The organism is Microcoleus sp. PH2017_35_SFW_U_B, assembly GCF_020737865.1.
Classification (GTDB): domain Bacteria; phylum Cyanobacteriota; class Cyanobacteriia; order Cyanobacteriales; family Microcoleaceae; genus Microcoleus.
Genome location: NZ_JAEQDE010000131.1, coordinates 1 through 14239, shown reverse-complemented (window position 1 = coordinate 14239; position 14239 = coordinate 1). Strand labels below are relative to the sequence as shown.

Here is a 14239-nt window from a genome sequence, read left to right as displayed (position 1 = left end):
CAGGGAGGTTTTCGGGGGTTATTGGTTGGGTGGGGGCGGGTTTTTGAGATTGTTTGTTGGTGACAGAATTAATGGCGAACCCGCCCCTACGAATTTGGGTTATTGCGACATTGCAAATTGACCGATAATTCATCTCCAAATCCATTACTATTTCCTTTGTTCTCTCCTCTGCACATCTTGCAACTGCTTCCCTATTTTTTCTACCATCTGCACATCTCCCAAAGTTTGATATCCCTCTTTTGCCAACTTCAAATACTGCATCGCTTCCAGATTCTCCCTCATAGATGAATAAACTTCTCCCAAACCGTAACGCGCCTCAGTTAGCTCTTCGATATCGTCCGGTTTTGCTCTACTAATCGCCTTTAAATAGTAGAATTTAGCCTGCGGCATTAGTTGCGATCGCCCTTGATACATTTCTCCCAACATCCGGTAGATGGGCGGTGTCTCAACTCCCGCTGCTGGTAAGCTTTCCAGGATTTCTATTGCTTCGGCAATCAAGTTCGCGCTACGATAAACTTGTGCGATCGCCAATTTCTGACTCGCTGCATTCGGTACTTGTTGCTCGATCGTCCGTACAGCCTCCTTAACCCCTTCAACCTCCTTCTCATCCAACAATCGAAACTCTGTATCCCTCTCCCCGAGAGGACTTTCCGAAGAAACCCCCGTATTCGCCTCCACAATCAACCTGTACTTAAAACCCGGTTTCAGCGCCGGTTCCCCCGGATACACCGCCTCAGTACCGTTAACCGTCATTTCCCAATTTAACTTCGCTTTATTTTCGAGGATGCTCAACTTATAGCTAGTCGCACCCGCAATCGGATTCCAGCGCAAAATTGGCTTGTTTCCTAACAATTTCGTCCGCCTCGGACTAATTATATAAGGAATTGGCGCCTTGTTCCAAACAATTTGATCGTCGCCGCGATCGGGACAATGAATTAAATTTTTATTGCAGTCATCCTTCGACTTTTCGCTAGCCAATAAACAGCTATTTAATTGATTTTCACCCGCTTTAATTGACTTAATTTCTGAATCTGCACATTGAATCGTAATTTGTCCGTTTTGTGCAGTTTGCAGTTTGTCGCCCGGATAAATTGGCGTACCCGCGCTGGGGCGAACATTTCTGCCATCTTGACGCTGTAGCTGCACTTCCCCGCTAATATTCAGGATTTGTCCGTTGGGTATTCTTGTCGTTGCTGCAATTGCTGGGGAAATTATCAGGTTGTTGGCGGATATTTTGGATAAATTGGCGCCAATACCGAAGTGGAGATGAGGCAAAATATCGATCGCAATCAACGTAAATGCGATCGCGCTTGCACCCATAACAACAGTCGTCTGTTTTTTCATTGACTTTTTCCTATTATTGGTAAACGTTCCTTTGCCATTTGGATACATTCATCTTGTTCTGGTATGCTGGGATTGGCAGATTTCAGTGTTTCTTGCCAATGTGTGAGTGCTTCTTGTGGTTTCCCTTTAGCTTCCAGTACCTGGGCTAAAAGGCATTGAGCTTCTGGAGTCTTATTGCTGAGAGATATTGCTTTTCTTAAGTCGGTTTCCGCTGCGTCGTATCGCTTTTGATTCAATCGCACCCAGCCGCGATTCTTGAAACAAGCTGATTTTACTCCATCAAATTGAGTTTGTTCTAAACACATTCCGATTACTTTTAAAGCGGATTCAGGTTTGTTTTTGATAATTAGCGATCGAGATATTTGAGCATAAGCTTCTGGAAGTCCTCGCCAGACTGCTTGTTTCATTGCTTCTCGCGCACACTCGTCTTCATTTAATTGATCGCACAGCAAAGATAAGTTATAGGAAGACTCGCCGTTAGTAGGATTGATTGATGCAGCTAGATTGTATGAAGCTTTCGCGATTAAAAATTGATTGTTGCGGTGGTTTTCCATGCCAAATGTGTTAATCGCAGATGCCAGATGCGGGCCGATGAGTGGATAGCCGATCGCCAAACCAGCTAAACTGATGCTGGTACGCTGCATAAATTTAGTTGGAATCGTAAATTGCGGGTGGTTTGGGCGATTCCCTACGGGATAGCTTCGCTTCACCGGGGCTACATCATCTGTCGGTGCAGCGAAAGGGCGATCGCACTTTAATTCTAATAATTTTAATCCCTCAAAAGTTGGATGCTGGCAAAGCATTGGTATGCCACTCGCGCCAGGAAATTGATTTTCATAGCGCAGTAAATCATTCTTAGCTTTTCGTACTGCTAAAAATAGAGGTTCTTTGAGGGCTAAATATCTAAACAAAGACTTCACAAATTCCTGAGCAATAAAATCCGGGATTGGCGCCCGCATCACAATCACTGATGGCAAAGAAATACCTTCTGTGACTAAATCTGCTGCTATACCCATGCTCGAACAAGAATTAAAAATTAGTAATTCCAATCCTTTGACAATAGCTCGTTTGAGACCTTCTTTAAAGTCTTGTACGGTGACAGTATTGTCTGCAACTTCTTGATTTATATATAGCAATCCGTTGGCACCATTGATATCGCTATCGCTGTGCCCCGCATAAAATAAAACTTGCCAGCCTTTGTCATCAAATAACTGGTTGCGTAACTCTTGGGAATTTGGTTCTTGAAGAAATTGTAAGTCGCAGCTATCGCCCAGATATTTTGTGATTTCCGTTGCATCTTTGCTGACATCAATTCCCTGGCTGTTGCCTAAAACACATAAAATTCTGCCTCGCGAACCTAGAGGTATTCCCCCTATCATTGCCTCTTGGGGAGTTTTTTTGTATTCAGGGGAACTGCCGATAATTTCACAGTTATTGTAGTCTTCGCGAAACTGCCACACATCCCAAGGCAACTGCCAAATCTCAGAGTTATTGCATTCTAAAAATATTTCAACTAATTCGTCTCGGTTGCTAATTTCTGTTCTGAGTTTTACCTCTATTTTTCTGTAAAACTCATCAGCACTCAACCACTTGTTCATCTCTTTTTTCAAACCTTCATATATAATATTAGGCTTGTCTTCAGAGATATTTGTTTTGCCCGCAGGCTTGATTTTGATTCGAGAACTGCTTCTGTGATGTTGGGTGGCGCGACAACTAACTTTCCACCTTTTGTGCAACTCGTCAACCTCAGGTGCTGGCAGCAAGCTTCCTAAATATTTAGCGACAGTTTCTCCTTGTTTTTTAAACTCCGCTGTCACGCAAGAAAAACCTTTTTGAAAATCTCCCGATCCCAAAGCCAAGATAACTGTACTGCTCATAAATTGGATGTCATTGCAGTTAATCAAAGTATCATACCACAAAATTTTCTGTTATGGTAAAATCATCTAAAGCTACTCGAATAGTAAAGCTTTCTTCTGGGTCTACGTAAAAATCGTTGAGCAAAATGCACTTATTCTGAACAGTTGATTTTACTTCATGTAAATTTTCTCCTAGATCAGAGATTAAGGACAATTTAATATTGGTTGGCAAGTAACGATCGCCGATCGCCGGATGCAACTGAACGTGAACTCTGACAGCGCGATCGCTATCTTCGGCAATCCCCACCAACAACGCAACAGTTGTCCTACCCAAACGCATTCCCAAATCAATCAACTTTGCCCGCACGATATCAGCTTCGGGAAACATATCGATACTGCTTTGATGTCCGCGTAAAGTATCTTCCGATCTGGAATTACCACCTGATCGGAATACAAAAGCTGGGTTTTCATCAGGAAAAATGAGCTCTTCTAAATTTTGTTTACCTTCCTCAATTTTCTGCCAACTTGTTTCTGCAACATTCTTTAACCAATTGCGTAAATTAGATTTTACCGGATTTTCAATCTCAGTCGGTTCAGTCTCGGGCTGCGGATCGAATATCGATTCAACAGACTCCCAATCCGATGTAAATATATTCTCCAACCACTGACGCAGATCGACTTTAGATTCATAGATTCTTTCAAGGTGAAGCAAGAAGTCATCCAGAGGATGTAAATCTCTCAATACTAATTCACCTGAATCCGCCGTCGGAGAAAATCCCAGCAATCTTGCTTCCTTTTCATCCTCATCAATTTCTACTACAATATAACCAATACGTTCCTCCCTAGCTTCGGTAGGAACGCGGCAGATTTCAGGTAAATTTATACCAGAATTTTGATTGCCATTTTCTCCTTGTTTGTGTTCAGCCCTAATTGGACAACACTCAATTTTGCCCAAGCCTTTAACATATAAATCTGCCACATTCTCAAACAGGCGAATAACTGGATTCCAGCTATCGCATTGAGTTAAATCAGTTTCAATATCTAATATTTTAAAATAATCGGCAACTACCAACACAGCCAAAGTGTTGAGATAAATCTGTTCAACTTTTTGCGGGTGTTGGTGTTCGCAAGCAAATTGCCATGCTAGATGAATTGCCTTTTGGGTAATTGGCATTGGCAATGATTGGGTTGTAGTAGTATTGTTCTTCATTTCCCGATTTTAACTCCTTGTATGATTAATAGCCACTGTCTTCTCGAAATTGTTGCAAATGAGGCCGACATTTCTTTCGGTAAAAGCTATATATTGTAGGATAAGCACAGCCAAACTCCGTTGCTATTGTGGTAAAATCTTTACCAGATGCTCTGCTTCTCAATATAACTTGACAAGTCAGATCTTTCCGCCCTCGAATGTACTCGTTTAATATCCCATCAGGATTAGTTTCGATCCAGTTTTTGACGTGTTCAAATAATTGAATACATTCGACTGTATGACTGTCATCCTCAGCAGGTAAACTCTCTATTCGATCGATCGCAGTTCCGTCTTCTAAAACAAGTTGTCGATCGTCTCTCCTGCTATTTTCTCGATCTACCCTCACCGCCCAATTTTGCAGCCGTCGCTTCAAATAATAATTGAACCAAGTTATGACATTACCCCGATCGCGATCGTACTGAGTGCCGGTGCGGGATTCGCACAAATTGCTATAGAAAAACTCCCACTGTTCTTGGACAGCATCTTCATAGTAAGGTACCTTGTCTTTCCAGATCAGCCCCGAGTTTTTCATTTTAGTCACAAGCTGATTCAACAAACGTTTTAGCTTCCAAGAATTCGAGGCCTCCTCCCTAATTAGAGTGACAAGGCTGTCTAACTCTTGATAGAGAAGTTTGCGATCGCAATTTCGAGATTTTCCTGAGTCCCCAACAGGATCGGAGTCGTCGGATGAGTGGTCTTCCCCCTCGGAGGGGTGGGATTGATCGTTCATAGTGAAGTGCGGCCGCAACTTTGTTCCTACACTTATTTATCAGGGTGAGTTCGATCGTTTTATGCGAAATTGTGAAAGTTTTTTGGGGCGGATGGTTGAAAGTCTTGCGGTGCGGTAGGTTTTGCTGTGAAATTAAATGTGAATTTTTGTTGAAACTTATGAACTCTCACCAAATAAACCCGGTTTTTGGGGTTAGCGCGTCAGAATTGAGAAACCGGGTTTCTGCGTAAAATCCGGTGGGGAGGCGAAAAATATCAGAGAAACCCGGTTTCTGGGCCTGGGCGCGAGAGGATTTACGCACTTTAACCAAAGAAACCGGGTTTTTAGGGAATTTTTCGACTACGGCGAAGTTTCCGCAAAAAAACCCGGTTTCTGGGCCCATGCGTGAGTCCTCAATCGATCGCCCCTAAAACCCCGCAAACACCCATCCTTCCGTACTTTTACCCAGTGTTTGCCAAAGTTTACAAAAAAAACTTGAGATTTTTGCATAAAACCACCGAGCTCACCCTGATAAGTAAACAGGAACAACAAAAAGGCAACGAGGTCAAACCTCAAACCCCCAAAACACCCGTTGTTCCGTACTTTCACCCAGTTTTCGCAAAACTTTCAAAAAAAACTTGAGAGTTTTGCATAAAACCACTGAGTTCACCCTGATAAATAAACAGAAGGGAAATTACGAACTGCGATCGCACTTGTTGAGATTTATTCAAAAGTCGCATCGCCCGTAACTTCCCGATCGAATATCGCATTTCGCGAGACTTCAGTTTGGGTAAATGACGGATCTACGGCAGTTCGAGAGTGCATAAGTGCATAAATAAGTGCATAAGTGCGATCGGGCTTGTCGATAGAGTCGCTTTGTCAATTTTCAGAACACATTGTATCTACCACGCGAGGATAAAAATCATGGCTACTCCTAACAAATCTTTCAATTCTGCGATCGAAACTTCCCTGCAAGCCGTTTACACCACGTTAAATAATTTTGCCAATGGCGATGATTTTGTTGCCAAAGCTCAAAGTATTTTCGGCACAAATTTTGATGCTGGCAAGTTAGAAGAAATCCGTCAGCAGTGGATTAACAGCGATTTTGCATCTTTGCCTGCGATCGAAATTCGCACTGGTTCTGAACTCCAAGGGGCTAATGCTGCTTATGCGGGTTCAAATAATACCATTTATGTTTCTGAAGACTTTTTGACTCAAAATGCTGATAATTTTTCAGGGATCACCAGTGTTTTATTGGAAGAGATTGGTCATTCTGTGGATTGGAGTATTAACACTTCTGATACTCCTGGGGATGAAGGAGAGTTGTTTTCTGCTCTTGTGCGTGAGGCGAATCTGACCGAAAATCAAATTCAAGAGATAAAGCAGCAAGATGATACAGCAACAGTTCTTTGGAATAAAAAATTTATTCAGATTGAACAAAACCAACAAGCTCAAACTTTGCAATCTTCTTCGTCTTGGAAAAACAGGAATTTAACTTATAGTTTTATTAACAATAAGACCGAAGGTATATATGAAAGCGAATTAAAAAAATATTCACCCGATCCTAATTTGAAAAATTATGATGTTCAACCAATTCAAAACAATGGAGTAATTAGTAATGTTGGATATCTTTTAGGTTTATTTAGTAGAATAACTCCTCTCCAATTCACAAATATTACCGAAGAAATAGCTGTAGACACATATGGCAATCCAAAGGATGAAAATACCGATGGTATTTCGGACATGAAATCTCTTGGTATGTTGCGATTTATGTTTACATCATCTTTTACTGGTAATACCGCAGCAGCAGCTTTTTATCCTTACGACCCTAATAATCTTGTAGGAGTAGGAAGTTTCTCAGGCGATGTTTACTTAAACGAGAAAAAGAAAAACAATTATGAAATTGGAAGTTTTGATTTTCAGGCAATAACTCATGAAATAGGTCATGCTTTAGGACTAGATCATTCAGATAAAATTCCCGACAATTTAGACAATAATAGCAACACAGTGATGACTTATAATACCAATACAGAGACTTATACTGGTTGGTTGGGAAGAAGTGGAAAACAAGCAATTTCACTCATGCCTTATGATATTTTTGCATTGCAATCTATATATGGTGGCACCCACTATAATCCCACAGATACAGTTTACAAATTTGATACGGTTTATAGTTACTCTGTCAATGGCAACCCTTATTATAATTTTGGCTCAAAAGAGTCTAAAAATACTCTTTGGGATAGTTGGGGAAATGACACTTTAGATTTTTCATCTCTCCTGGCTCGTGGCGCCAATAAAGTATTTAATTTTCTAGGTGGCAGCAACCTTGTTGACTATTATTTTGACATGAATCAAGGAGGAGTTTTAACCACTAATGATGCTTATGAACGTTCTAAATACAACCCCGCTAATTACGGGGAAGGGACATGGGATAAAAGTAAAGTTTATAAAACTCATTCTTACGGGACTTTTCTTGCTTATAGCCCCAGTATTCCCATTGGTCCTAATCTTCCATCTTATGACGCAACTATAGAAAACCTAATTGGTTCACAAGGTAATGATTTTATCATTGGGAATTATGCACGCAACGTTATTTATGGAAATGCTGGCAGGGATAACATATTTGGGGGAGGAAATGACGATAAAATTTATGGCGGAGATGGTAGCGATAAAGTTTATGGGGGTGGCATTTTAGATCCTTCTGGTTCACCTGGAGATCAAACAGATCCGAACGGTCCGAACGCAGCTACCATATATAATGACGAGCCTTACTATATACCTGATACTGATGAAGAAATTAGCATACCAATTTCTTTAGGAACTGATTTTGATGGTAATGATGAGATCTATGGCGGTAATGGAGATGATTATCTAGATGGAGGAAATGGTAATGATTCTCTATATGGTGATGCCGATAATGATTTGATATTAGGTGGTACTGGCGCAGACAATCTTTACGGTGGTGATAACGAAGACCAACTCTATGGTGGCGAAGACAACGACTTTCTGAGTGGTGGAGAGGGAGTTGATAACCTCTACGGTGAAGCAGGCAATGATGCACTTCAAGGAGATGGCGGAAATGATAATCTCTACGGAGGCCAAGGCAATGATATTCTTAATGGAAACCAGGGTCAAGATATCCTTTATGGGGAACTTGGTAATGACCAAGTAAGCGGTGACGAGGGAAATGACACCCTATTCGGTCAAGAAGGGAAGGACACCCTATTCGGTGGCAACAACCAAGACATACTTTTCGGTGGCGACGATCAAGACATCCTCAGCGGCGGAAACGATGACGACATTCTCGATGGCGGCAGCGCCGACGACACCCTAACTGGCGACGCAGGCAACGATCGACTCTACGGCCAAGCAGGCAACGACATCATCCAAGGCAACACAGGCGAAGACTACGCCGAAGGTGGCAGCGGCCGCGACTGGATGGAAGGCAACGAAGGCGACGACATCCTCTACGGACAAGATGGCAGCGACACCCAACAAGGCAACGCCGGTGATGACTTCATCGATGGCGGCAACGGTCAAGACTTGCTATTAGGCGGCACCGGCGACGACAGACTCTACGGACAAGCTGGCAACGACGTTCTGCAAGGCAATGAAAACAACGACTGGTTAGAAGGTGGCGACGGCCAAGACATCCTCGCCGGTGGTGCCGATGACGATGACCTCTACGGACAAGCTGGCGATGACTCCCTGTTTGGCGAAGACGGCAAAGATTTCATCGACGGTGGCGATGGCAAAGATTTCTTAATGGGCGGTGCCGACGATGACGTGCTCTTAGGTCAAGGAGACGATGACTCTCTCTTCGGCAACACCGGCAATGACGAACTTTTTGGCGGTGACGGCAATGACTTCTTAAAAGCAGAAGCGGGTGATGATTTGATTGATGGCGGTGAAGGAGTCGATCGCGTTATTTACGATAACTCCCCCAGCGGCGTTATTGTCAACATCGATGAAAGCCGAACCTACGACCACAACAAAAACCAACGCGCCCGCCAAGCCGTCAATCCTGCCAATCCCAGCCCCTATTACACCGACTTAGAACGCGATTTTGAAATCGATTCCGGTGCCGCAAAAGATGGTTTTGGCAACACCGATGACCTGACAAATTTAGAAGACATCAACGGTTCCCAATTTGACGACATCCTGATTGGCAACAGCAAAGATAATGACATCAAAGCTTTCGCAGGCAATGACATTCTGATCGGCCATCAAGGAAATGACAAATTTGATGGCGGACAGGGAATCGATGTTGTCAGCTACCGCCGCGATTTTAACGGTGTCAAAGTCAACCTCGAAACGGGTACTGCTACTGACGGTTCCGGTGCAAATGATGCGATTACCGGAGTCGAAAACGTTGTCGGTTCTGAATTCAACGATGACATTACCGGCGACAAAAACGCCAATATCCTGACAGGTGGCGGAGGCGACGACAACCTGTACGGTCTCGACGGCAACGACCAGCTATACGGCGAATTTGGAAACGATCGCACTTACGGAGGAACGGGCCGCGACAGTATCTTTGGCAACCAAGGACAAGACAGCCTGTACGGAGAAGCCGACAACGACTTTGTGTACGGTGGCGACGGCAGCGACTTCATAGATGGCGGTACTGGCGATGATTTTGTCTCCGGCGACAACGGCAGCAGCGACAGTGGCAGCGGCAACGATACCATCTACGGGAATACTGGCAACGACAGCCTGTACGGGCGTGGTGGCGACGACTACATCTACGGTGGCGCAGACAAAGACACCATCTACGGCGAAAGTGAAAACGACAAACTCTACGGAGAAGGAGACACCGACCTAATCTACGGCGGCACCGGCGACGACGAACTCTCCGGCGGCGATGAAAAAGACACTCTCATCGGCGAAGCTGGCAACGACACTCTCAGAGGCGATGCAGGCGACGACACCCTAGACGCCGGAACAGGCAACGACTACCTCTACGGCGGCACCGGCAAAGACACCCTGAATGCAGGCCTCGGCAACGACCAACTGTACGGTGGCGACGATGCCGACATCCTCCTCGGCAAAGAAGGCGACGACAACCTCTACGGTGAAGCGGGCGACGACACCCTCGATGCAGCCGAAGGCAACGACAACCTCTACGGCGGCGACGGCAAAGATATTCTCGATGCTGGAATCGGCAACGATCGACTTTGGGGAGGTCAAGGCGACGACACTTTATTAGGCAAAGCAGGCGACGACAATCTGTTTGGCGAAGGCGGCAACGACATCCTCGATGCAGCCGAAGGCAACGATTCCCTTTACGGCGGCGATGGCAAAGACATCCTTGATGCTGGAATTGGCAACGATTACCTCTGGGGTGGTCAAGATGATGACACCTTATTAGCCAAAGCTGGCGATGACTACCTGTTTGGGGAAGGCGGTAACGATTCACTCTTAGCAGCAGAAGGTAACGACAGTCTTTACGGTGGCGACGGCAAAGACATTCTCGATGCTGGAATTGGCAACGACTATCTCTGGGGAGGTCAAGACGACGACACCTTATTAGCCCAAGCTGGCGATGACTACCTGTTTGGCGAAGGTGGCAACGACTCACTCTTAGCAGCAGAAGGTAACGATTCCCTCTACGGCGATAGTGGCAAAGACATTCTCGATGCCGGAAGTGGCAACGACTATCTCTGGGGAGGTCAAGACGATGACACCTTATTAGCCCAAACTGGCGACGATTACCTCTACGGCGAAAACGGCAACGACAGCCTCAAAGCTGGCGATGGCAACGATTCCCTTTACGGCGGCGACGGCAAAGACACCCTCTTCGGCGAAGCTGGCAACGACTTATTGCAAGGCGGTTCCGGCGATGACTCACTTTTGGCAGGCGAAGGCAACGATACCCTGTTCGGTGAAGCTGATAACGACACTCTCTACGGCTTCGGTGGCGATGACATCCTCGAAGGCAACTCAGGAACAGACCGACTTTTTGGGGAACTCGGCAACGATACTCTGAATGGCGGTACTGAAAATGACACCCTCGAAGGCGGCGACGGTAACGACATCCTGGATGGTGGTGATAATAACGACAGTCTGTTCGGACAAGTCGGTGATGATACGGTTATCGGCAACCGGGGCGATGACATTGTTGACGGCGGTTTGGGCAACGATTTGCTTCAGGGGAATGAAGGGCGCGATCGCATTTACGGTCAAGCCGGCCTCGATACCCTGTTCGGTGGCGACGATAGCGACACCCTGTGGGGAGGCGATGACGCTGATATCTTGCAGGGAGAATCGGGCACTGATACCCTGTTCGGCGGTAGCGGCGACGACTCCCTCGACGGCGGCGAAGATAATGACAGCCTTTATGGTGAAGCGGGTGCAGATATTCTCGCTGGCAACAGTGGCGACGATATCGTTGACGGCGGTACTGAAAACGATACTCTCTCCGGCAATGACGGTCGTGACAAATTATACGGCCGCCAAGGCAATGACTTGTTAGAAGGCAATGCCGATAATGACCAACTGTGGGGTGGTGATAACGACGATACGCTGTTAGGACAAACCGGAGACGACCAACTGTGGGGTGAATCGGGCAATGATAGCCTGGATGGTGGCGAAGGGGCCGATCGCCTTTTCGGTCAAATCGGCAAAGACACCCTCTCCGGTAACAATGGAGACGACTACTTAGAAGGTGGTGCAGACGACGATAGCATGACTGGAGGTGCTGGGCGCGATCGAATTTTCGGAAATGACGGCAACGACTTCGCCGACGGCAACAGCGGCGACGACTACATCGACGGCGGCGCTAACAACGATACCTTAGCAGGTGGTGAAGGGGACGATCGCATTTTCGGTCAATCCGGCAACGACAGCATCGAAGGCAACGACGACAACGACTTCATCGATGCAGGTACCGGAAATGACCGCGTATTCGGCAACGACGGCGACGACGAACTCTACGGCCGCGAAGACCGAGATTTCATCGACGGCGGCCGCGGCAACGACCAAATCTACGGCGGAGACGCAGCCGACACCCTCCTCGGACAAGTCGGAGACGACAACATCGATGGTGGTTCCGGCGCAGACTCAATTCTCGGCGGTGACGGCAGCGATAACATCTGGGCCCAAGCAGGCAATGACTCGGTTTACGGCGGCGCTGGCAACGACAACATTTGGGGCAACGAAGACGATGACCTGATTTTTGGAGAAGCAGGCCAAGACAAAATCGACGGCGGTTCCGGCTACGACACCATCGACGGCGGCGCTGGCAACGACGAACTGTTCGGCGGTACAGGAAACGACCAATTATTAGGAGGCGCTGGCAACGACAAAATTGACGGCAGCATCGACGACGACAAACTGTTCGGAGGTGCCGGCAACGACTTGATATTTGGCAGTCAAGGGCAAGACACGATATTAGGCGAAGTCGGCGAAGACACCCTCTACGGTGGCGACGAAACCGACTTGATGGACGGCGGCGCGAGTAACGACATGGTTGTCGGCGACTCCGGCGACGACACCCTCACCGGCGATTCCGGCGATGACACCCTCACAGGCGGCATGGGCAACGACTTCATGGGCGGAGGCAACGGCGACGACTTGATGTTCGGTGAATGCGACGACGACACGATGCTGGGAGGTGCCGGTAAGGACACTCTCGACGGCGGTTGTGGCAACGACTTGCTAACCGGGGAAGCTGGCAGCGACAGCCTCTTGGGCAACGAAGGCGATGACAGTCTCGACGGTGGCAGCAGCAATGACACCCTCGATGGCGGTAATGGCAACGACTTCTTAAACGGCAACAGCGGTAACGACAGCCTCAATGGTAACGATGGCGATGACAGTCTCTACGGCGGCGAAGGAAACAACGTGCTCAAGGGCGCAAATGGTCAAGATACGTTGATTGGAGGCAGTAGTTCCGACATATTTGTGCTAGCACCAAGTTCGGGACTAGATCATATATTCTACTTCCAGGGCGATCGCGATTACCTCGGACTCACACAAGACCTCACCTTTGAGCAATTGCAAATCGTTCAAGGCGGCGAGAATTACACTAACGATGCCTTGATCAGCATCGCAGGCACCGGTGAACATTTAGCTTGGTTGAAAGATACTCAAGCCAAAACAGTTGACAGTTCTCGCTTTGTCTCCATCACTCCCGGAGGTGCGCTTCCGGTCGCTTTCAACACACCGTTGAGTATCGATATTTTGACTGGTCAACCTGTTGATAGCGATGATATTTTAGAATTGGTTAGTAGCGGTTCTAGCACTAGCTTATCCAGCATTACTCCTCCATCAATTAGTCTGCCAACCAGCACGACGACTGCACCGATTAGTCTATCAACCAGCACAACTACTGCACCAGCAAGTCTCAGCCTGCAACCATTGACAACAGGTACTAATCCCGCAATAGCAACTGCACCAATTAGTCTGTCAAGCAGCACGACTACCGCAGCAGCAAGTCTGATTCTGCAACCATTGACAACAGTTACTAATCCAGTTACTGCAATAGCAACTTCTGCGAAAACTACCACCAATGACATCTTGCTAAATGGTGGTTCAATTCCAACCATGAACAGTTTTAGTAGCATGGATGATGACATTCTCATCTATGACACAAAGAGCTTGTTAACATCTTTAACTAGCGCTCAAAGTCAGCCAATTCTGCCTTTGCAAGCGGCGAGTGTTAGTAGTTCAATTATCCCAACTGCGAATGCTGCTAAGGACAACAGCCTTTTAATTACTCCGGCTGCAAGTCCAATTAACCCGCTAACAAATAGCGATTTGACTGGCATTTCTAGCGTCAAGTAGTTGTAGGTTTGGTTGAAATCGAATACATGAAAAACCCGGTTTCTTGAAGAAACCGGGTTTTTTGCAGTTTGAACGAACAATAGTTCGGACAGTGGCAGTGGTAGGGTGCGTCAGATGTGAAATTCTGCTGACGGGGTGACAGGTCGTCTGAAAAGCATACAGGGAGATAACTCTAGACAAATCGCCTCAAAAAAGATAGGGTAAGAAAGCTTCTTACCCAAAAATAATTAAATGATACCAGAATTATATCATGCCCATTTGTCAGAAAAGCTGACACGTTCTAATTACTTATTG

5 protein-coding genes are annotated in these 14239 nt (G+C 46.2%); 1 reads left to right on the top strand and 4 read right to left on the bottom strand.

Annotation, left to right across the window (positions count from 1 at the left end; translation table 11 throughout):
- Positions 1-147 precede the first annotated feature (147 nt).
- From JGK36_RS30155 to JGK36_RS30140, 4 genes are read right to left on the bottom strand one after another with little or no spacing between them, the layout of a single operon-like run.
- Positions 148-1344 carry a hypothetical protein gene (locus tag JGK36_RS30155; protein ID WP_293189996.1) on the bottom strand — a complete coding sequence of 399 codons (1197 nt, stop codon included), beginning with the start codon at positions 1342-1344 and terminating at the stop codon, positions 148-150.
- Positions 1341-3221, bottom strand: a complete 1881-nt coding sequence (locus JGK36_RS30150) for a CHAT domain-containing protein (RefSeq protein ID WP_293198579.1) — start codon at positions 3219-3221, stop codon at positions 1341-1343. The genes JGK36_RS30155 and JGK36_RS30150 overlap by 4 nt, the downstream gene beginning before the upstream one ends.
- A gap of 31 nt (positions 3222-3252) precedes the next feature.
- A complete protein-coding gene (locus JGK36_RS30145) occupies positions 3253-4410 on the bottom strand; it encodes a DUF1822 family protein (RefSeq protein WP_293198580.1) in 1158 nt (385 codons plus the stop codon).
- Positions 4411-4435: 25 nt separating this feature from the next.
- A complete protein-coding gene (locus tag JGK36_RS30140; RefSeq protein WP_293198582.1) occupies positions 4436-5179 on the bottom strand; it encodes a hypothetical protein in 744 nt (247 codons plus the stop codon).
- Between the two features lie 903 nt (positions 5180-6082).
- On the opposite strand from JGK36_RS30140, the gene JGK36_RS30135 reads away from it, so the two are divergent.
- The gene (locus tag JGK36_RS30135) at positions 6083-13945 is read left to right on the top strand and encodes a hypothetical protein (RefSeq protein ID WP_293198584.1); all 7863 of its coding nucleotides are present in this window, start codon (positions 6083-6085) and stop codon (positions 13943-13945) included.
- The last annotated feature ends 294 nt before the right edge of the window (positions 13946-14239 follow it).